Raw genomic sequence first — 20,767 nt, 5'->3', positions numbered from 1 at the left:
TGCATTCGCTACGCTTAACGCATCCTACGCGTCGTGTTCAGCGCACCTTGCCTAGGAAAAAATGCGGATTCCAACGCAGGCCCCTGAATAAGTCAGCACCTCGTTCACACTGAAAACTTGGTCTTAAAGCCCTCCGGACCCCCAACTTGATCGCTGCCGGCGCCAGCGAATACGGGGAATGATAAGGCCGAACAGGATACCGGCGCCCAGCACCATGCCGCCGACCATGAACCACTGCTGGTCATTGCGTCCGCGCAGCCGCTCGTTCTCCTGCGCCATGTCCTGCAACTCCCGGCGCAGGTCGATCACCTGCTTGCGCAGTTCCTGGTTGTCCTCGTAATACTCCAGCCCCTGGGAGGCCTGCTCCAGCTCCTGCCGCATACGGTCACGCTGCGAGGTGGCCTGGCCCAGCGCCTCGTCCAGCTCGGCGATACGTTCCTCGGCCTGAGCCAGGGACGTGGACAGCGCCTCGTTCTCCTCCAGCGCCTCCTGCATGCCGCCCTCGGCGGATTCCAGGCGGGCACGCGCGCTTGGCGAATCACTCAGCATCCGCGTCAGAACCCAACCCTCCTGGGCACCCGGCACACGGACCTGAGTCCAGCCCTCCTGGCTATCCAGCACCTGGACCTCGGTGCCGGCGGACAGCATCTGCTGGATGCGGTACTGGTTACCCGGGCCGCTGCGCATGTCGAGCTGCAACTCGTCCGTGATGTACTGGGTCTGCTGCGCCTGCAAGCCCAGCGGCAGCATCGTGAACAGAAGGACAATCAGGGTAATGGCGCGGATCGACACGGGGGTCTCCTGAAAAAAACGAATTCGAGCGCAATGGTATCGGCGAAGACTACCCTCGCAAGCTGACGTTCTCCAACAACAGGTGGCACAGACGCTCCGCACCTGCCCGCATGGGAATCAGTCGGCATTTCCCTTATCCTCGCGCTCCACCCGAAGGCATTGGCCGGAGACCGGAATGCAGGACACGAGTTGCGAGATCTGGCTAAAAAAAGGCGAGGAGCGGCGCCTGCGTGGCGGCCACCTGTGGATATTCAGTAACGAGGTGGACACCCAGCGCTCACCGATTCGGGATCTGCCGCCCGGGGCCCCGGCGGTGTTCCGCGAGCACGGCGGCCGAGCCATCGGCAGCGGTTACATCAATCCGCACTCGCTGATCTGCGGCCGCCTGCTGAGCCGTGACGCCCGACGGATGGCAGACCGGTCCATGCTGGAGGAGCGACTGAAGCTGGCCCTCGACCTGCGCCAACGGCTGTATCCGGCACCCTACTATCGTTTGATTCACGGCGAAGGCGACGGACTCCCTGGCCTGGTGGTGGACCGCTACGGCAATGTCTGCGTTGTGCAGATCAATACGGCCGGCATGGAGCGCCTGCTGCAGGCGCTTCTGGAGGCGATTCAATCCGTTCTCGCACCGGAACACCTGCTGTTGCGCGCGGATAGCGGCCTGCGCCAACTGGAAGGGCTGGACAGCTATACCCGCTGGGTGAACAGCGATGGCGTCGACGAGCTACGGGTCGAGGAGAACGGCAGCCTGTTCCGGGTTCCAGCCCTGGGCGGGCAGAAAACCGGCTGGTTCTATGACCACCGGGCCAACCGCGCCCGGCTGCCGGACTTTGTTCGCGGCGCACGGGTGCTGGATGTCTGCAGCTATGCCGGTGGCTGGGGCGTGCAGGCACTGAACAATGGCGCAGAAAGCGTCACCTGCGTCGACAGCTCCTCCGACGCGCTGGACCAGGCCACGGCAAACGCCGTGCTTAACGGGGTCGAGGACCGGTTAACCACCATCGAAGGCGACGCCTTCGAGGTCCTGCAGGCGTTGCGCCAGGAAAAGCTCCGTTACGATGTGATCGTCCTCGATCCACCGGCATTCGTCAAGAAGCGCAAGGACCTGCGCAACGGCCTCGCCGGTTACCGGCGCCTGAACGGACTGGGGATGCAGGTACTGGCACATCAAGGAATACTGTTCAGCGCATCGTGCTCCTCCCACGTGGGCGAGGACGCCCTGTTGCAGGAGGTACTCGGCGCGGCGCGGCATCTGGACCGCAGCCTGCAGTTGGTGGAGCGCGGCTCGCAATCCGCCGACCATCCGATGCACGCGGCCATGCCCGAGACGAGGTACCTGAAATGCCTGACCTGCCGGGTGCTGCCGGCGTGGACCAGCCCCTGAATCAGGCCATCAAGGAACGCAGGATTACGCCATGCTGATGTATCCGGATATCGACCCCGTCGCCTTCCAGATCGGCCCACTGGCCGTGCACTGGTACGGCCTGATGTATGCCTTCGGGTTTATCGGCGCCTATTTCCTGGGTCGATACCGGGCCCGTTTCGACTGGACGCCGGTCCAGCCGAAGCAGATGGAAGACCTGCTGATCTACGTCGCGGTCGGCGTCATTGCCGGCGGCCGGCTGGGTTACATCCTGTTCTATGACCTGGGTGCGGTGGCCGACGACCCGATGCGGTTGTTCCGCGTCTGGCAGGGCGGCATGTCCTTCCATGGCGGTCTGATCGGGGTGCTGCTGGCCTGCGGCATCTACGCACGACGCATCGGCTGTACCTTCTTGCAGCTGATGGATTTCGTCGCACCGCTGGTGCCGCTTGGGCTGGGCCTGGGCCGGATCGGCAACTTCATCAACGGCGAGCTCTGGGGTCATACCACCAGCCTGCCCTGGGGCATGGTCTACGAGCCCCTGGGCATGGACCCCCGGCATCCGTCCCAGCTCTACCAGTTCCTGCTCGAGGGCGTGCTGCTGTTCACCGTGCTCTGGCTGTTCTCGCGCAAACCGCGCCCGACCATGGCCGTCTCCGGGCTGTTCCTTGCCGTCTACGGCAGCGTCCGCTTCCTGGTGGAATTCGTCCGCATCCCGGACGCGCATATCGGCTATCTGGCCTTCGACTGGCTGACCATGGGCCAGTTACTCTCGACACCAATGATCATCGGCGGCCTGATTCTGATTGGACTTGCCTATCGCGGCAGCCAAAAACCTAAAACCTAAAACGTTACGCAATGAAACAGTACCTCGATCTGATGCGCCATGTGCTGGAGCATGGCACCAGAAAGGATGACCGCACCGGCACCGGCACGCTTTCGGTGTTCGGCCACCAGATGCGCTTCCCGCTGGCGGACGGTTTCCCGCTGGTGACCACAAAGCGCATCCACCTGAAGTCGGTGATCCATGAACTGCTCTGGTTCCTGCGCGGCGACAGCAATATCGCCTATCTCAAGGAACATGGCGTCAGCATCTGGGACGAGTGGGCCGACGAGAACGGCGAGCTGGGCCCGGTCTATGGCGTGCAGTGGCGTTCCTGGCCCACCCCGGACGGCCGGCGGATTGACCAGATTGCCCGCCTGGTCGATGGCCTGCAGTACAACCCCGACTCACGGCGCCATCTGGTCAGTGCCTGGAACCCGGCAGAAGTGGATGACATGGCGTTACCGCCCTGCCACACGCTGTTCCAGTTCTACGTCGCCGAAGGCCGCCTGTCCTGCCAGCTGTACCAGCGCAGCGCCGACATCTTCCTCGGCGTGCCGTTCAATATCGCCTCCTATGCGTTGCTGACCCTGATGCTGGCACAGGTCTGCAAACTCGAACCGGGCGATTTCGTGCACACGCTGGGCGATGCACACCTGTACCTGAACCACCTGGAGCAGACCCGTGAACAACTCTCGCGGGAACCCTACCCGCTGCCCCGGATGCAGCTGAACCCGGCCGTCGACGATCTGTTCGCGTTCCGGTTCGAGGACTTCAGCTTGCAGAACTACCGGCATCATCCGCATATCAAGGCGAAGGTAGCCGTTTAGTCGAACATCGTTTTACGTTTAACGTTTCATGTTTTACGTAAAACCATTAAACCTAAAACGTAAAACGTATGCTCATTTCCCTGATCGCCGCACTCACCCCGGATCATGTCATCGGTCGCGACAATGACCTGCCCTGGCGGATTCCGTCGGAGTTGAAGCATTTTCGTGCGGTAACGATGGGCAAGCCGATCGTCATGGGGCGGCGTAATCACGAGTCGATCGGGCGGCCGCTTCCCGGGCGCCGGAATATCGTGCTGACCCGAAACTCCGGTTTCCGGGCCGAAGGCTGTACCGTGGTGCACGACATGCAGGCCGCTCTGGACGCCTGCGGCGATGCGCCGGAGGTCATGGTTATCGGTGGCGCGGATCTGTACCGCAGTTTCCTGCCCCTTGCCGGCCGCCTTTACCTGACCTGGGTGGAGGCAGAAATCCCCGGGGACACCTACTTTCCCGCGCTGGACGCTGCCGACTGGCAGCTGCGTAACGAGCGGCGGGTGCCGGCAGGCGAGGAATCGCCGTACCCGCTGTGCTACCAGGTGCTGGAACGGCGGACGGGCAACGCGCAATAAAATCCGGTACGGTAAGATCGAAACTGATACAATAGCTGTACATCTGACGTCTGGGCTGAACTCGCGGTGATCTCCCTTTCCGTTTGCCGACGATAGCCCAACCCTGCAGGCGCCGTGTAAGGAGTTCAGGTTTTGAGCAAGGGCCTGTATCCCATTCGAACAATTTCGGCGATGACCGGGGTCAACCCGGTAACCCTCCGTGCCTGGGAACGGCGCTACGGCCTGATCCAACCGCAGCGCACCGCCAAGGGACACCGCCTGTACACCGAAAGCGACATCAATCGCATCCAGAACATCCTGGTTCTGCTGGAACGCGGCATTCCCATCAGTCAGGCCAGCCAGGTGCTTGATGACAGTGAAATACCGGCAACCGCCGAGCCTGCTGCCGGTGACGATGTCGGCGAACTGGACAGCTGGCAACGCCACCTTGCCAATTGGCGCCGCGCCCTGGAGACCTTCGACGAACGGGCGATCGACGCCGCCTGCGGCGACACGCTGAGTCTGTTTCCGGTCGAAGCGGTGCTCGAGCGCCTGGCACGCCCGCTGCTGGCACAACTGGCCGAAGAAGGGCGCGAGAACGACCTGATCCTTGCGCACCGGCATCTGCTGCAGGCGACATTGCGTAACCGGCTCGGCGCGCGTTTCCTGCATCAGGGCACTCGCGGTCAGGGCCCGATCCTGTTGACCGCCTGTCCGGCGGGTGAATCCGACGACATTTCGCTGATGCTGCTGTCCGTCGAGGCCCAGGCCAATGGGTACCGCGTGGTCCTGCTGGGCACCGATGTCGACAGCACCTCCCTGGCGGAGGCCGTGCGCGCCTCCCACTGCGCCGGGCTGGTGCTTTCCAGCCGCAGCCGCAGGCCACCGCGGGGCCTGCTGGACGCCATGGCCGATATGTCCTGTCCCGTATTCCTGCTGGACGAGGCGGCAAGCTGGAACGATCTGCCGGCCAGCAACAGTATCCCGATCCCGGAACCGCAGACCGCCCTGCGGGTCATTGGCCGGCGACTGCCGCCGGCCCAGGCGGGGGCCAACCGGGGTATCGGGTGAGCGCAGCCCTGGTCTGGTTCCGGCGGGATCTGCGCCTGCACGACAATCCGGCCCTGCTGGCGGCCTGCGCGCATTCCGCAGTCATCCCGATCTACCTGCACTGCCCCGCCGAAGACGGGGACTGGAAGGCCGGTGGCGCCAGCCGCTGGTGGCTGCACCATTCACTGACAGCACTGGCGACGGCCCTGAGGTCGCGCGGCAGTCGCCTGATCATTCGCCGCGGTGAAAACAGCCGCGACCTGTTGCAGCAGTTGATCGAAGAGACCGGCGCCACTGCGGTGCATTGGAACCGGCTGTACGAGTCGGCAACCCGCGATCGCGACGCTGCGGTCAAGAGCGCCCTGCGCGATCGGGGTCTGGACGCGCACGGCCACAACGCGGCACTGTTGCGCGAACCCTGGATGGTCAAGACCCAGACCGGAACGCCCTACCGCGCCTTCACCCCGTTCTGGCGCGCCGCCAGCAAGGGATCCTTCGCCGCGCCGCGCCCGGCACCGCAAACGCTGCAGGCCCCGGCAAACTGGCCGCAGGGCCTGGACCCGGATGAACTTGGGCTGCTGCCGCGGATCCGCTGGGACCAGGGCCTGGAGGACAGCTGGACCCCGGGCGAAGACGGCGCCTGGCAGCGGCTGCAGGCCTTTCTCCGATCACGCCTTGCGGACTACGACGCCCGCCGCGATCTGCCTGCCGTGGACGGTACCTCGCGCCTGTCGCCGCACCTTCACTTCGGCGAGATCGGACCGCGGCAGATTGTCAGCGCACTGCAGGAGCTGCCGCGCGGCAAGGACCGCGACAGCTTCCTGTCGGAAATCGGTTGGCGCGAGTTCGCGCATCACCTGCTGTACCAGAACCCGGAAATGCCCGATGTTCCGCTGGACCACCGTTTCGAACGGTTCCCCTGGTCCGACGGGCAGGATGCGAGCCTGCAGGCCTGGCAACGGGGCGAGACCGGCATTCCCATCGTCGATGCCGGCATGCGGCAGCTTTGGCAGATCGGCTGGATGCATAACCGCGTGCGCATGATCGTCGGCTCGCTACTGACCAAGAATCTCCGGGTTCCATGGCAGCGGGGCGAGGCCTGGTTCTGGGATACGCTGGTCGACGCCGACCTGGCCAGCAACAGCATGGGCTGGCAATGGATCCAGGGCAGCGGTGCCGACGCGGCGCCCTATTTCCGGATCTTCAACCCCATCCGCCAGGGCGAGCGCTTCGACCCGGACGGCGACTATGTCCGGCGCTGGGTGCCCGAGCTGGCGCGACTGCCGGCGAAATTCATCCACGCGCCATGGCAGGCGCCGGCACCGGAACTGAACCAGGCCGGCCTGCGCCTCGGCCACGACTATCCGCAACCGATCGTGGATCTGGCAAACTCACGCAAACAGGCGCTGGACGCTTACGCGGCGATCAAGTCCGCCTGACCGGCTTCATCTTCAGGGACGGCACGGGCGCATGGCCGGATCAGCACAGTTCCGCCTCCTTCCGCAATGGATCCGGGAGACGCGCGGGCAGACCCTGCAGGACGACCTGCTCGCCGGCCTGATCACCGCCGTGCTGCTGGTGCCACAGGGCATGGCACTTGCCATGCTCGCGGGCCTGCCACCGATGCTGGGCCTCTACGCCGGCATCCTGCCGCCGATCCTGTATGCCATTCTCGGCAGCAGTCGCACACTGGCGGTGGGCCCGGTCTCGGTGGCCGCCCTGCTGGTGGCCAACGCCCTGGCCGGCCAGGGCCTGGAACCCGGGGACCCGGCCTGGATTGCCGGCGCCGTCACCCTGGCACTGCTCTGCGCGGGTATCCTGCTGCTGATGGCCCTGCTGCGGATGGGCGAGCTGACCAGCTTTCTCAGCCACCCGGTGCTGTCCGGTTTCACCAGTGGCGCAGCGGTGGTGATCATCCTCAGCCAGTTGCCGCCACTGCTGGGAAGCGACCAGGGCGACTGGCTGCCGCATGCACCGACCCTTGCGCTGGGACTGGGCTGCCTGGGCCTGCTCGCGCTCTCGCGCTCACCACTGCAGCGCCTGCTACGGCGCCTCGGTATCGGCGAGCGGCTGGCCATGTTGCTGCCCCGGGCTGCACCACTTCTGGTGGTCCTGGGGGCAACCCTGCTCACCGCGCTGCTGGCGCTGCCTGAGCACGGCGTTGACGTGGTCGGCGACATTCCCGGCGGACTACCCAGCCCGGTGCTGCCGGGGCTGGATGGCCAGCAACTGCGGGACCTGCTGCCGGCGGCAATCGTCATCAGCCTGGTGTCCTATGTGGAGAGCGTGTCCGTGGCGCGTGTGCTGGCCTGGCGCCGCCGCCAGCGCATCGATTCCAACCGCGAACTGCTGGCCCTGGGCATCGCCAATGCCGGTGCCGCCGTCTCGGGCACCATGCCGGTGGCCGGCGGCTTTGCCCGCTCCAAGGTCAATTTCGATGCCGGCGCCCGGACCCAGTTCGCCGGCATCGTCACCGCCCTGCTCGTCGCCCTGGCCGCGCTGCTGCTGGCGCCGCTGTTCAAGTACCTGCCGTTGGCCGCACTGGCGGCGGTGATCATCATCGCCGTGTTGCCGTTGATCGATCTGGCCACGCTGCGGCGCACCTGGCGCTTCGACCGCGCCGATTCCGCCGCGCTGCTGGTCACCTTCTTCGGCGTGGTGCTGGTGGATATCGAGCTCGGGCTGCTCGCCGGCCTGGTGCTGTCGCTGGCGATTTTCCTGTGGCGCACCGGCCATCCGCACTTCGCGGTCATCGGACGCATTCCGGGCAGCAGCCACTACCGCAATGTCGATCGCTACGAGGTCGAGACCTGGTCCGACCTGTTGCTGCTGCGGATAGACGAATCCCTGTACTTCGCCAACACGGCGAGTCTGGAGCAGATGGTGGCCCGGCATGTCGCCGACCGTCCGGATCTCCGGCACGTCGTGCTCATCTGCAGCGCGGTCAATCGCATTGATCACAGCGCGCTGGAAACCCTGGAGGCCCTGGTCGAGAACCTGGGCGAAGCAGGGCTGGTATTGCATCTGGCGGAGGTCAAGGGACCCGTCATGGACCGCCTGCGTCATTCGGGCCTGCTGGAGCGCATGCATCCGGGGCAGGTGTTCCTGAGTCCGGAAGAGGCGGTACGCCGCTTGCACAGCCCGGAACGGGCCGCGGTTCGTTCCGAAGGACGAGCCTGACGTATACTGCGGCGCTGTCCAGCAAAGCCAGCCAACGAGTCGCCAATGCCAGCCGCCCCCGACGCCCTGTTCGAAAGTTCCCTGACCAGCCTGCCGCTGGTACAGCGCGGCAAGGTCCGCGACATCTACGCCGTCGGCGATGATCACCTGCTGATTGTCACCACCGACCGGCTGTCGGCCTTCGACGTGATCCTGCCCGACCCGATCCCGGGCAAGGGCGCGGTGCTGACGGCCGTCTCCACCTTCTGGTTCGAGCGGCTGCGCGGCCTGGTGCCGAACCATCTGGCGGACCTGCGGCTGGAAGACGTCCTGCCGGACGCGGACGAACGCGCCCAGGTGGCGGGCCGCGCGGTCATCGTACGGCGCCTCAGACCCCTGCCGGTCGAGGCCATTGCCCGCGGCTACCTGATCGGTTCGGGCTGGAAGGATTACCAGGTCAGCGGCAGCGTCTGCGGCATTCGCCTGCCGGCGGGCCTGCGCCAGGCGGAACAGTTGCCGGAACCGATTTTCACGCCATCAACCAAGGCGGCGGTCGGTGACCACGACGTGAACGTGAGCTTCGCGGAGGTGGAGCAACAGCTCGGCGGCGAACTAGCGGCCGAGCTGCGGGATGTGACCCTGGCGCTGTACCGGGAGGCAGCGAGCTACGCGGCCGGCCGCGGCATCCTGATCGCCGATACCAAATTCGAGTTCGGGCTGGACGACGCCGGCATCCTGACCCTGATCGACGAGGCCCTGACCCCGGATTCCTCGCGCTTCTGGCCGGCCGACCAGTACCGGATCGGCACCTCGCCACCAAGTTTCGACAAACAGTTCGTGCGCGATTACCTGGAGACCCTGGACTGGAACAAGACTGCCCCGGGCCCGAAGTTGCCGGAAGACATCATCCGGCAGACGGCGGAGAAGTATCGGGAGGCGCAGAAACGGTTGGTGGGAGGGTAGGAGTTTTCAGTGTTCAGGTTTCAGTTTTCAGACGGTGCAGACCGACATCGCGCCAATCGAAACCGAATGTTTGTCTGAAAACTGAACACTGAAACCTGTTGTCTTGCCTTTTCCTATCTCTTCATCGACTCGAAGAACTCCGAATTCACCTTCGTGTCCTTCAGCTTGTCGAGCACGAACTCGATGGCCGCGAGTTCATCCATCGAGTGCAGCACCTTGCGCAGGATCCAGATCTTTTGCAGCTCGTCCTGCTTGATCAGCAGTTCCTCGCGGCGGGTACCGGAGCGGTTGATGTTGATCGACGGGAAGATACGCTTTTCGGCGATCCGGCGGTCCAGATGGATTTCCATGTTGCCGGTGCCCTTGAACTCCTCGTAGATCACGTCATCCATGCGTGACCCGGTCTCCACCAGGGCGGTGGCGATGATGGTCAGGCTGCCGCCTTCCTCGATGTTGCGGGCGGCGCCGAAAAAGCGCTTCGGCCGGTGCAGGGCATTGGCATCGACACCGCCGGTCAGCACCTTGCCGGACGACGGCACCACCGTGTTGTAGGCGCGCGCCAGGCGGGTGATGGAATCCAGCAGGATCACCACGTCCTTTTTGTGCTCCACCAGCCGCTTGGCCTTCTCGATCACCATCTCGGCGACCTGCACATGGCGGCTGGCCGGCTCATCGAAGGTCGACGACACCACCTCGCCGCGAACCGAACGGGCCATCTCGGTCACTTCCTCGGGCCGCTCGTCGATCAGCAGCACGATCATGTAGGCCTCGGGATTGTTCGCCGTGATGCTCTGCGCAATGTTCTGCAGCATCATGGTCTTGCCCGCTTTCGGCGGCGACACCAGCAGGCCGCGCTGGCCCTTGCCGATCGGCGCGCACATATCGATGATCCGCGCGGTGAGGTCCTCGGTGCTGCCATTGCCGCGCTCCAGTACAAAGCGCTCCTTGGCGAACAGCGGTGTCAGGTTCTCGAACAGGACCTTGTTCTTGGCCGCATCCGGCGCCTCGAAATTGATCTGGTTGACCTTGAGCAGGGCAAAATAACGCTCACCCTCTTTCGGCGGCCGGATCTTGCCGGCAATCGTGTCGCCCGTACGCAGACTGAAACGCCGGATCTGGCTGGGTGAGACATAGATATCGTCAGGCCCCGCCAGGTACGAACTGTCGGCCGAACGAAGGAAGCCGAAGCCATCCTGTAGAATCTCGAGCACCCCGTCGCCGTAGATGTCCTCGCCTTTCTTCGCATGCGCCTTGAGGATCGCGAAGATCATGTCCTGCTTGCGGGATCGCGCAACGCCCTCAATGCCGAAGGATTGGGACAGCTCGGCGAGTTCCGCCGCCGGCATTTGCTTCAACTCGGTCAGATTCATGTCGATGACTTCACTTGCATGAACGGCATTCTCGCCGGCCGGGTGAACCCCGCCGCCGAACGATCTGCCCTGGATGGAAGATCGGTGCGAGTGCCTCGAAGGACCAGGCACTCGCCTCCGGTTTTGCGGGCTCGTGCCCGCCCGGGCCCGAGACCCGATATTCTTATAGGTTTAATGCTGTATACGGCCTACCGGACCGGCGGTGAAGCTGCGTCTGTTGTCGCCAAAGGGGCTGTCTGCGCGATCGTTGGTGCCCCAAGCGCCTGACCCCGGTGTTGCGCGATCAAAGATTGCTGTCGAGAAATGCGGTGAGCTGCGACTTCGACAGCGCGCCAACCTTGGTTGCCTCGACGGAACCGTTTCGGAACAGCATCAGGGTAGGGATGCCGCGAATGCCGAACTTCGGCGGCGTCTCCGGGTTTTCATCAATATTGAGCTTGGCAACGGTCAGCTTGTCACCGTAGTCCTTCGCCACCTCGTCGAGAATCGGCGCGATCATCTTGCAGGGTCCGCACCATTCGGCCCAGTAATCGACCAGAACCGGGCTGTCCGACTTGAGCACCTGTTCCTCGAAGGTACTGTCGCTTACGTGGATAATGTCTCCGCTCACGGCTGGGAATGCCTCCAGTTCATTGCAGGAAATTTTGGTGTTTCTGGCGTAATCGACCAGATGCCATCGCATTGGAAATGACGTAATCGAAGGGGGCCACGCGGGTGCACGCCATTGCGCGCAGATGGAATAAGGTCGGACAATAATCGCTTGTCCGGAGGGTGTCAATTCCGCACTGCCAAGCATGTTACGGGATCGTGCCCGACAAGCCCAACGGAAGCGGCGATTCATTCGCGCGCGTCAGCGTTTCCCTAGCGTTGCGTCTGCAGTGGCATTATGGGAGATGCTTCGCGCATTCTCCTATTCTATAGGGATACAGCGAACTGCCGACCACGGCCCCTGACTGGAAATCGGATGACCGGGACGCGGCCCGCGGCCGCCCTCGCCTCTGAGGAGATCGGCACCGACAAATCGGACTGGCAAACGGCAAATGAACGCAGTGATAGACATATTGGGCGGGCCGGCCGCTCGCAGCCGGGCGCTTCGCCTGGCAGCCGTGCTGCTTGCCGTGGTGCTGGTCGTGCTGCTGGCCGACACCGCCGCGCGCCTGGTCTGGCAGGTATTGAGCGACCGGCCGGTGGTAAGCGGTGCGCCACAACAGGACAGCCACCCCGATCCCCGGGCCCAGCCGCGCGGCGAGAACCCCGGAACGGCGGTGGCGGAGCTGCACCTGTTCGGCCGCGCGGAGCCGCGTGAGCGTATTGCCGAGATCCCGGACGACGCCCCCCAGACCCGCCTGAACCTGTCCCTTCGCGGACTGTTTCACAGCGCCAGCCAGGACAAGGCCCTGGCGATCATTGCCGCCGGCAATGACGGCGAGGACATTTACCGGGTCGGCGATGAGGTGCCTGGCGGCGCCTCGATCGACGCCATCCGGGTCGACCGCGTGGTCCTGCTGCGCAACGGCCGGCATGAGATACTGAACCTGCCCGAGGAGCGGGTCGACACGGCCGAAGCAGCGCCATCGCTTCCGGATATCGACGATGAGTCGGCGGCCGACAACGGCAGCACGGAGAATGGCGGCAGCCTGGCGGAGGCACGCCGGCAAATGCTGCGTGACCCGTCCAGCATGGCGCATTACATCCAGATGCAACCGGAGACCGACGGCGACACCTTCCTCGGCTTTCGCCTCACGCCGGGAGAGGATGCCAGCCTGATGGAGCGGGTCGGCCTGCAGGAAGGCGACGTGGTGACCTCGCTGGGTGGCACCGTGCTGGACAGCGCGGAAGCGGGCGTGCGCGCCCTACGCGGAGTCGCCCGGGCGGACCAGGTCGAGGTCCAGGTTCTGCGGGACGGCGTCGAGCAGACCGTGATGATCAATTTCAACGATGAAGAGTAGGCAAACATGCTGAGCCGGCACGCCGTAATCCACTCCCGAGTTCGCGGCCTGATTTTCGGGCTGCTGCTGTGTTTCAGCGTCGGTCTCGTGCCCGCGACAGCCGAGGAACCGGTGGAGGTGGACGAGGCGGGCGGCGTCACGTTGAACCTGCAGGACGCGGACATCGCGGCGCTGATCAACACCGTGGCCGAGATTACCGGCGAGCGATTCATCATTGACCCCCGTGTGCGTGGCCGGGTCACCGTGGTGTCACGCCGGCCCATGCCCGAAGACGAGTTGTACCGGGTCTTCCTCTCGATCCTCCAGGTGCATGGCTTCGCCACCGTGCCCACCGGCGAGGTGACCAAGATCGTGCCCGATACCACGGCCAAGCAGTTGGGCGACACCCGCATCGACGACGTGGTGCCCGACGACATGGTGACCACGGTCATCAGCGTCGACAATGTGCCGGTCGCGCAACTGGTGCCGATCCTGCGGCCGCTGCTGCCGCAGAACGCCCATCTGTCCGCCTACCCGCCCACCAACGTACTGATCGTCTCGGACCGGGCCAGCAACATTTCACGTATCAACCGGCTGGTCAGCGAGGTCGACCAGGCGGGCGATGACGAAGTCGACATGGTGCGGCTGGAGAATGCCTCCGCCGCCGAGATCGCCAGCATCCTGATGGGACTTCAGCGCGCCGACGAGGAAACCATCCCGGCCAACCAGGTGCGGTTCAGCGTCGACGAGCGGACCAACAGCCTGCTCATCTCCGGAGATTCCCGCCAGCGCATGCGCATGCGCGCGCTGATCGCGCAACTGGATGAGCCGGTGGACGTCGATGGCGACACCCAGGTGATCTATCTGCGGTACGCCCGGGCCACGGAAATGGTCGATGTGCTCACCGGTGTCAGTGAAAACCTGGCCGAGCGTGACGGAGAGAGAGAGGGCGAGAACGGTGCCCGTGGCGGCAGCCGCAGCCGCGACGTCAGCATTTTCGCCGATGAAGCCACCAATTCGCTGGTGGTCTCGGCGCCCCCCGCCATCCTGCAGTCGCTGCGCTCGATCATCCGGCAACTCGATATCCGTCGCGCCCAGGTGCTGGTCGAGGCAGCCATCGCCGAGATCACTTCCCGGCGGGGTGCCGAACGCGGCGTGCAATGGTTTGTCGACGGCAGTGACGGCAGCGGCGTTGCCGGTGTGACGAATTTCGCCGGAGTCGGCACCAGCATCGGCTCGCTGCTGACGCTGGATTCGGCCCAACCCCAGATCGGCGAAGGCGCCAGCGTCGTGGTCGGTGACCTGGACAGCCGGGTGCGCTTCGGTGCCTTCATCCGTGCCCTGGCCGAAGATCAGGACACCAACATCCTGTCGACACCCTCGCTGGTCACACTGGACAACCAGGAGGCGGAAATCCGGGTCGCCGAGAATAGGCCCTTCGTCACCGGCCAGTTCAGCCAGGAGGGACGCAACGTTGCCAATCCGTTCCAGACCATCAACCGCGAGGACGTCGGCATCATTCTCAAGATCAAACCGCAAATCAACGAGGGCGACGCGATTCTGCTGGAGATCGAGCAGGAGGCCTCCAACGTGGCCGGCGACGGCGGCGAGACCGGACTGATCACCACCAACCGGCGGACCATCCGCACCAATGTGCTGGTCGACGACGGCCAGGTCATCGCGCTCGGTGGGCTGATGGACGACGACCTGGAAGAACGCGAGCAGCGGGTGCCTGGGCTGGGCTCGATTCCGCTGCTCGGCGAGCTGTTCCGCTACCGCTCCTCCAGTCTCACCAAACGCAACCTGATGGTGTTCATGCAACCGACCATCGTCCGCGATCGCGCCGTTTCCGACGACCTCACCAGCCGCAAGTATAATTTCATGCGCGCCCGACAGATGGAGCAACAACAGCGCGGCATCAGCGGACTGCCGGGCGAGCGTGCGCCATCGCTGCCGCCACTGGAACGGGCCGAGTTGCCGGTGCCCTTCGCCGAACTGGAGGGTCGGGCAAACTGATGGCCACCGACCCCACCATGCTGCCCGAGTCCGATGCAGCCACACGCATTGAGGTCGACCAGACCGAAAGTCAGCCGGTGCGACGGCCTTCATTTGCCTTTGCCCGCCGTCATGGCCTGATTGTCTGCGGCCTGCAGGAAGGCAGTATTGAAGTCTGTTTCCGGCCGGGCGTGAGCCGCCAGAGCCTGAGCGAGTTGCGCCGCCTGCTGGGCCGGCCGATGCGCCTGAAGCGGGTCGATAACGCCGAGTTTGAGCGGCTGCTGCAGCGCAGTTACGAGCGCGGCACAGGCGAGGCCGCGCAGATGGTCGAGGACATCGGCGAGGACATGGACCTGTCGAGCATCGCCGACAGCCTGCCGGAACCGGAGGATCTGCTGGAAAGCGAGGATGATGCGCCCATCATCCGGCTGATCAATGCCATGCTCACCGAGGCAATCAAGGAAAACGCCTCCGATATCCATATCGAGCCGTTCGAAAACCGCCTGCTGGTGCGCTTCCGTGTCGATGGCGTGTTGCGTCAGGTACTCGAACCACCGCGGGTCATGGCACCGCTGCTGATCTCGCGGGTCAAGGTCATGGCGCGGCTGGACATCGCCGAGAAACGACTGCCCCAGGACGGCCGCATCGGTCTGCGGATCGCCGGCCGCGCGGTGGACGTGCGGGTCTCCACCCTGCCTTCCGGACATGGGGAGCGGGTCGTGATGCGCCTGCTGGACAAGCAGGCCGGCCGCCTGGATCTGTCGCATCTGGGCATGCCGGAGAAGCTCAGCGAACAGATCAATGCGCTGATCCACAAGCCGCATGGCATCCTGCTGGTCACCGGCCCCACCGGCTCGGGCAAGACCACCACGCTGTACGGTGCGCTGACCCGGCTAAACGACGCCAGCCGCAGCATCCTCACGGTCGAGGACCCGATCGAGTACTACCTCGAAGGCATCGGCCAGACCCAGGTCAACAGCAAGGTCGACATGACGTTCGCGCGGGGGCTGCGCGCGATCCTGCGCCAGGACCCGGACGTGGTCATGGTCGGCGAGATTCGCGACCTGGAGACCGCCGAGATCGCGGTCCAGGCCTCGCTCACCGGCCATCTGGTGCTATCCACTCTGCACACCAACACCGCCGTCGGCGCGGTCAGCCGCCTGCGCGACATGGGGGTCGAACCATTCCTGATGGCCTCCAGCCTGGTGGGCATGATGTCGCAGCGGCTGGTGCGCATGCTCTGCACCCACTGTCGCGTGCCCTACACCGCCAATGAGCGGGATTGCGAGGTCCTGGGCGTTCACCCCGCGCAACCGCCAACCCTGTTTCATGCGGGCAGTTGTGCGCACTGCAATCACAGCGGCTACCGCGGCCGCGGTGGCATCTTTGAACTTGTGGTGGTGGATGATCGGCTGCGAACGATGATCCACGACGGCGTCGCCGAACAGGAGATCGAACGCCACGCCCGGATGCAGACGCCGAGCCTGCGCCAGGATGGCGTCCGGCGTGTGCTTGCCGGCGAAACCACACTGGAGGAAGTCCTGCGCGTCACGGTGGAGGACACCGCACCGCTGGACCTGGAATGACGCAACAGCGATGAGCGCCTTCGAATATTCCGCACTGGACGCCGGCGGCAAGGAGCTGAAAGGCACGCTGGAGGGCGATACCGCCCGCCAGGTTCGCCAGCAACTGCGAGACAAGGGCTGGATTCCGCTGACGGTGGACGAACTGGCGCCGCGCCAGGCGCGGGCCGCCGGACGCCGCCCCGGGGCCCTGTTTTCCCGGGGCCGGGCATCCGCCGGGGAACTGGCCCTGCTGACCCGCCAGCTGGCAACCCTGATCGGCTCCGGGCTGCCGCTGGAGGAAGCGCTGCGCGCCACCGCGCAACAGACCGAGAAAGCCCGCATCCGGAATATGCTGACCGCGGTGCGCGCGCGGGTCATGGAGGGTCATTCGATGGCCGATGGCCTGGCGCTGTACCCCGGCGCCTTCCCCGAGCTGTACCGGGCCACCGTGGCCGCCGGCGAGCAGACCGGGCACCTCGACCAGGTGCTGGAACGGCTGGCCGAGTACACCGACAGCCGCCAGCAGATGCAGCAGAAGGTCCAACTGGCCCTGTTTTATCCGGCCGGACTGGTGATCGTCGCGGTTCTTGTGGTGGTGCTGCTGCTGACATACGTGGTGCCGCAGGTCACCGAGGTGTTCCTGACCGTGGGCCAGGAGCTGCCCCGGCTGACCCAGGGCCTGATCGCGGTGAGCGATTTCCTGCGCGCCCAGGGTGTCTGGCTGCTGGCCGGACTGGCCCTGCTGCTCCTCGGCTTCGCGCAGGGCATGCGGCGGGACGGCTTTCGCCTGCAGGTCCATCGCGTCCTGCTGCAGCTGCCGCTGATCGCGCGCCTGACCCGCAGCATGAATGCGGCCCGCTTCGCCCACACGTTCAGCATCCTGGCCAGCAGCGGGGTGGCGGTACTCGATGCCATGCGGATCTCCGCCGAGGTGATGAGCAACCTGCCGATGCGCCATGCGGTACGCGACGCCGCCGCCCGCGTCCGCGAAGGCTCCGGCATCAGCCGCGCGCTGGAGCACAGCGGCCAGTTCCCGCCCATGCTGCTGCATCTGGTGGCCAGTGGCGAGAACAGCGGCAAGCTGGAACAGATGCTCGACCGCGCGGCGGTCAACCAGGAACGCGAGGTACAGGGTATTATTGCGACAGTCCTGGCCGTGTTCGAGCCGCTGCTGATCCTGATCATGGGCGGCATCGTACTGGTCATCGTACTGGCAATCCTGCTGCCAATATTCGAACTGAATCAGTTGGTAGCGTAATTCAGGCACGTCTAAGGTTTAACGTTTTAGGTTTTACGAATTTCGCCGGCATACACCTAAAACGTAACACCTTAAACGTAAAACGTTTTTCCATGTATTTCAGTAAACGAGGCCTTCCATGCAACCCCTATCCCGTTTTTCCCGTCGATCAGGTGCCGCGTTGCAGCGCGGTTTTACGCTGATCGAGGTCATGGTGGTGGTGGTGATCCTGGGGATCCTGGTCGCCTTCGCCGTGCCCAACATCATGGACAACCCCGAGCGCGCGCGGATCACCAAGGCGGAACATGACATCCGCGCCATCGAAAACGCGCTCGAGATGTATCGCATGGACAATTTCCGCTATCCGACCACCGACCAGGGCCTGCGGGCGCTGGTCGAACGGCCCAGCTCGCCGCCGGAACCGCGCAACTGGAAATCCGGTGGCTACATGCGCAGCCTGCCCAGCGACCCCTGGGGTGGCGAGTACCAGTACCGCGCGCCGGACAACCAGGGCGAACGCGTCCGGGTCTACACCTATGGTGCCGACGGCCGTCCGGGCGGCGAGGGTGAGAATGCGGAGATCAGCAACCTCGACCTTGATTGAGCGACGCTGCCGCGGCTTCACCCTGATCGAGCTGCTGGTGGTGCTGGTGCTGATCGCCATCATCACCAGCCTGGCGGTCACCCGCTTGTCGCTCGGCGGTGATCCCCGGCTGGAACGCGAGGCCCAGCGGCTGGTCGCGGTACTCGACATGGCGATGGAAACCGCCATCATCCAGAGTCGGGAATTCGGCCTGGTGCTGGAAGAGGACGGCTACGCCTTCGTCCGTCTGGAGGCCGGCGAGTGGCAGCCGTATGGCGGCGAGGGCGACCGGATCTTCCGGCCTCATCGTCTGCCGGACGATGTCCGCCTGGACTGGGAGCGCGAGGAGCGGCAGCCGCGGGGCGAACGCCGCGGCGGGGACAACGGCCGACAGTCGAACGCACCGACCTTGCTGCTGCTTTCCTCCGGCGAGTCCTCGCCGGCGGAACTCGAACTGCACTGGCAGGATTCGCGCGCCGGCGAGGGGTCCTGGCGCGTGCAGTTGAACAGCCTTGGCCGGCTGCGGCTGCTCGGCCCCAACGGGGACGGCCCGCCGTGATCCGCCGGCAGCAAGGCTTCACGCTGCTGGAAGTGCTGGTTGCAGTCGCCGTGCTGGGTGTCGCGATGGCCGCGATTATCAAGGCCAGCTCGGAGATGACCGGCAATGCCGTGCAGCTTCGGGACCGTACGCTGGCGAGCTGGGTCGCCTCCAATGTCCTCACCGAACTGCGCATCGATCGTGTCTGGGAAACCGAAGACCGCGACGGCGAGACCCGCATGGCCGAGCGCGACTGGTACTGGGAGGCAGAGATTCAGAGCACACCCAACCCGGCGCTACGGCGCGTGGACATCCGCATTTTCAGTGATCCTGACGATACGGACGCAATTACCGTCCTCACCGCCCTGCTCGCAGACCCGGAACGCCAGGAAATGGACATACCGCCGGCACCGCCGGACGACGAGGGCCTCTGATGCGACGGCGTGGTGGCGGCTTCACCCTGATCGAACTGATGGTCTCGCTGGCAATCTTCGCCGTGGTGTCGGTGATTGCCTATGGCGGCCTGCGGCTGCTGATCGACAACCGCGTACTGGTGGAGAGCAGCGCCGACCGGCTGGATGCCGTGCAGCGCGCGATCAGCATGTTCGACCGCGACCTCCAACAGGCGGCGCCGCGCAGTATTCGCGATCCCTTCGGCGACCAAAGGGCGACGATGCTCAGCGACGACCTGGCGGCGCTGGAATGGACCCGCGCGGGCCGACCGAACCCGCTGGGTGCCGTGCGCAGCGAGTTGCAACGGCTCGGCTATCGGGTAGAGGACGGGCAACTGATCCGCATGAGCTGGCAGGTGCTGGACCAGAGCCAGGATCCGCCAGTACGCGAGGAAGCGGTGCTGGATCTGGTCGAAGAGATCAGCCTGCGCTTTCTCGGCGAAGACGAGGAATGGGTCGAGGTCTGGCCCCCCGCCGGCGTCGCGCCGCAGATGGCGCCGCTGCCGCGGGCAGTGGAAGTCACCCTGCTGCTGGACGACCTGGGCGAGATCCGGCGTCTGGTTCAGATGCCACCCGACCCCATGGCGATGCAGCCATGAGTCGAACGCCATCCGGAATCTACCGGCGGCAACGGGGCGTGGCCCTGGTTACCGCGCTGTTGGTGGTCGCCATCGCCACGATCATGGCGGTGCAACTGATGGGCCGCCAGCTCTACGACATCCGGCGCACCCAGAACCTGGTCGAGCGGGAACAGGCGCAGACCTTCATCCGCGCAGCAGAGGACTGGACCATGGAACTGCTGCTGGACGACCGCCGCGAAGGCGATGCGGTCGATCACCTGAACGAGTTCTGGGCGCAGCCGATCACGCCGCCGCCGTTCGAGGACGTCAGCCTGACCATCCGCATCGAGGACATGCAGTCGCGACTGAACGTCAACGGACTGGTTGGCGCCACCGGCGAACTGGTGGAGCCGGAGGCGCTGCGCCTGAGCCGGTTGTTCACCAGCCTGGACGTCGACCCCTCGATCGTGCCGGCTGTGGCCGACTGGATCGATCCGGACACGGAAGTGCGTTTCCCGGATGGCGCCGAGGACGATTACTACAGCCGGCTGGATCCACCCTACCGCACCGCCAACCAGCCCATGGCCAGCATTACCGAGCTCCGGCTGGTGCGCGACATGGAGGCCGAGGCCTATGAGCGGCTGGAACCATTCCTGGCCGCCTTGCCGGAGGCAACCTCGGTGAATGTCAACACGGCGCCGCCGGAGGTGCTACAGACGATCGCGGACGGCCTGTCCGTGGACGACGCCCAGGCGCTGATCGACGCCCGGCCGCCGGATGGCCATCCGGACGTCGCCGATTTCATGCAGCACGAGGTACTGGCCGGCCGCGAAGTCGCCGAGAACCTGTTGGCGGTGGGCAGCAACTGGTTCCTGATGCGGGTCGAGGTCCGGCTGGGCAACACCGCGCTGCGGGGCGAAACCCTGGTGTTCCGTGGCGATACCGGCACGGCGCGACCGGTACTACGCCGACAGGGCTTTCTCTGAGAAACTAAAGTTGAGCTGTTAG

20 protein-coding genes are annotated in these 20,767 nt (G+C 65.0%); 17 read left to right on the top strand and 3 right to left on the bottom strand.

What is annotated here, in order from left to right; genetic code table 11:
- Nucleotides 1-123 precede the first annotated feature (123 nt).
- The gene (locus tag M0534_RS12020) at nt 124-792 is read right to left on the bottom strand and encodes a TIGR04211 family SH3 domain-containing protein (RefSeq protein ID WP_248568674.1); all 669 of its coding nucleotides are present in this window, start codon (nt 790-792) and stop codon (nt 124-126) included.
- Nucleotides 793-967: 175 nt separating this feature from the next.
- Here M0534_RS12020 and M0534_RS12015 point away from each other — a divergent pair, with 175 nt between their 5' ends.
- From M0534_RS12015 to M0534_RS11980, 8 genes are all read left to right on the top strand, one after another.
- Nucleotides 968-2,179 carry a class I SAM-dependent rRNA methyltransferase gene (locus tag M0534_RS12015; protein ID WP_248568673.1) on the top strand — a complete coding sequence of 404 codons (1,212 nt, stop codon included), beginning with the start codon at nt 968-970 and terminating at the stop codon, nt 2,177-2,179.
- A gap of 31 nt (nt 2,180-2,210) precedes the next feature.
- Nucleotides 2,211-3,005: a prolipoprotein diacylglyceryl transferase gene (gene lgt, locus M0534_RS12010; protein WP_248568672.1), complete on the top strand. Its 795-nt coding sequence runs from the start codon at nt 2,211-2,213 to the stop codon at nt 3,003-3,005.
- Between the two features lie 11 nt (nt 3,006-3,016).
- Nucleotides 3,017-3,811, top strand: a complete 795-nt coding sequence (locus tag M0534_RS12005; RefSeq protein WP_248568671.1) for a thymidylate synthase — start codon at nt 3,017-3,019, stop codon at nt 3,809-3,811.
- Between the two features lie 68 nt (nt 3,812-3,879).
- Nucleotides 3,880-4,380 carry a type 3 dihydrofolate reductase gene (gene folA, locus M0534_RS12000; protein ID WP_248568670.1) on the top strand — a complete coding sequence of 167 codons (501 nt, stop codon included), beginning with the start codon at nt 3,880-3,882 and terminating at the stop codon, nt 4,378-4,380.
- Nucleotides 4,381-4,512: 132 nt separating this feature from the next.
- Nucleotides 4,513-5,430, top strand: coding sequence for a MerR family transcriptional regulator (locus M0534_RS11995; protein ID WP_248568669.1), 918 nt, complete (start codon nt 4,513-4,515; stop codon nt 5,428-5,430).
- Nucleotides 5,427-6,848, top strand: coding sequence for a cryptochrome/photolyase family protein (locus M0534_RS11990; protein ID WP_248568668.1), 1,422 nt, complete (start codon nt 5,427-5,429; stop codon nt 6,846-6,848). Before M0534_RS11995 ends, M0534_RS11990 begins: the two co-directional genes overlap by 4 nt.
- Nucleotides 6,849-6,879: 31 nt before the next feature.
- On the top strand, nt 6,880-8,589 hold the full coding sequence (locus M0534_RS11985) for a SulP family inorganic anion transporter (protein WP_248568667.1): 1,710 nt from the start codon (nt 6,880-6,882) through the stop codon (nt 8,587-8,589).
- Nucleotides 8,590-8,634: 45 nt separating this feature from the next.
- Entirely contained in the window at nt 8,635-9,531 is an 897-nt protein-coding gene (locus M0534_RS11980; RefSeq protein ID WP_248568666.1) for a phosphoribosylaminoimidazolesuccinocarboxamide synthase, read from the top strand.
- Nucleotides 9,532-9,644: 113 nt separating this feature from the next.
- On the opposite strand, the gene rho is transcribed toward M0534_RS11980, so the two are convergent.
- Both rho and trxA read right to left on the bottom strand, forming a co-directional pair.
- Nucleotides 9,645-10,901 carry a transcription termination factor Rho gene (gene rho, locus M0534_RS11975; protein WP_248568665.1) on the bottom strand — a complete coding sequence of 419 codons (1,257 nt, stop codon included), beginning with the start codon at nt 10,899-10,901 and terminating at the stop codon, nt 9,645-9,647.
- Between the two features lie 283 nt (nt 10,902-11,184).
- Nucleotides 11,185-11,511 carry a thioredoxin TrxA gene (gene trxA, locus M0534_RS11970; protein WP_248568664.1) on the bottom strand — a complete coding sequence of 109 codons (327 nt, stop codon included), beginning with the start codon at nt 11,509-11,511 and terminating at the stop codon, nt 11,185-11,187.
- Between the two features lie 430 nt (nt 11,512-11,941).
- Between trxA and gspC the strand changes: the two genes are divergently transcribed.
- The 9 genes from gspC to gspK all read left to right on the top strand — a co-directional run bounded on the left by gspC (nt 11,942) and on the right by gspK (nt 20,745).
- Nucleotides 11,942-12,850: a type II secretion system protein GspC gene (gspC, locus tag M0534_RS11965; RefSeq protein ID WP_248568663.1), complete on the top strand. Its 909-nt coding sequence runs from the start codon at nt 11,942-11,944 to the stop codon at nt 12,848-12,850.
- 6 nt (nt 12,851-12,856) lie between these two features.
- Nucleotides 12,857-14,845: a type II secretion system secretin GspD gene (gspD, locus tag M0534_RS11960; protein ID WP_248568662.1), complete on the top strand. Its 1,989-nt coding sequence runs from the start codon at nt 12,857-12,859 to the stop codon at nt 14,843-14,845.
- On the top strand, nt 14,845-16,410 hold the full coding sequence (gspE, locus tag M0534_RS11955; protein WP_282571420.1) for a type II secretion system ATPase GspE: 1,566 nt from the start codon (nt 14,845-14,847) through the stop codon (nt 16,408-16,410). The genes gspD and gspE overlap by 1 nt, the downstream gene beginning before the upstream one ends.
- Before the next feature lie 10 nt (nt 16,411-16,420).
- Nucleotides 16,421-17,647: a type II secretion system inner membrane protein GspF gene (gene gspF, locus M0534_RS11950; protein ID WP_248568661.1), complete on the top strand. Its 1,227-nt coding sequence runs from the start codon at nt 16,421-16,423 to the stop codon at nt 17,645-17,647.
- A 118-nt stretch (nt 17,648-17,765) separates the two neighbouring features.
- A complete protein-coding gene (gene gspG / locus M0534_RS11945; RefSeq protein WP_248568660.1) occupies nt 17,766-18,230 on the top strand; it encodes a type II secretion system major pseudopilin GspG in 465 nt (154 codons plus the stop codon).
- The gene (gspH, locus tag M0534_RS11940) at nt 18,199-18,768 is read left to right on the top strand and encodes a type II secretion system minor pseudopilin GspH (protein ID WP_248568659.1); all 570 of its coding nucleotides are present in this window, start codon (nt 18,199-18,201) and stop codon (nt 18,766-18,768) included. The genes gspG and gspH overlap by 32 nt, the downstream gene beginning before the upstream one ends.
- Nucleotides 18,765-19,181: a type II secretion system minor pseudopilin GspI gene (gene gspI / locus M0534_RS11935; RefSeq protein ID WP_248568658.1), complete on the top strand. Its 417-nt coding sequence runs from the start codon at nt 18,765-18,767 to the stop codon at nt 19,179-19,181. The genes gspH and gspI overlap by 4 nt, the downstream gene beginning before the upstream one ends.
- On the top strand, nt 19,181-19,798 hold the full coding sequence (gspJ, locus tag M0534_RS11930; protein ID WP_248568657.1) for a type II secretion system minor pseudopilin GspJ: 618 nt from the start codon (nt 19,181-19,183) through the stop codon (nt 19,796-19,798). The genes gspI and gspJ overlap by 1 nt, the downstream gene beginning before the upstream one ends.
- Nucleotides 19,795-20,745, top strand: a complete 951-nt coding sequence (gene gspK / locus M0534_RS11925) for a type II secretion system minor pseudopilin GspK (RefSeq protein ID WP_248568656.1) — start codon at nt 19,795-19,797, stop codon at nt 20,743-20,745. Before gspJ ends, gspK begins: the two co-directional genes overlap by 4 nt.
- Nucleotides 20,746-20,767: the final 22 nt, after the last annotated feature.

This window comes from Methylonatrum kenyense (genome assembly GCF_023195885.1).
In the GTDB taxonomy this organism is placed as follows: domain Bacteria; phylum Pseudomonadota; class Gammaproteobacteria; order Nitrococcales; family Aquisalimonadaceae; genus Methylonatrum; species Methylonatrum kenyense.
The sequence above is the reverse complement of the archived record's forward strand: the minus strand, read 5'-3'. Positions and strand labels throughout refer to the sequence as shown.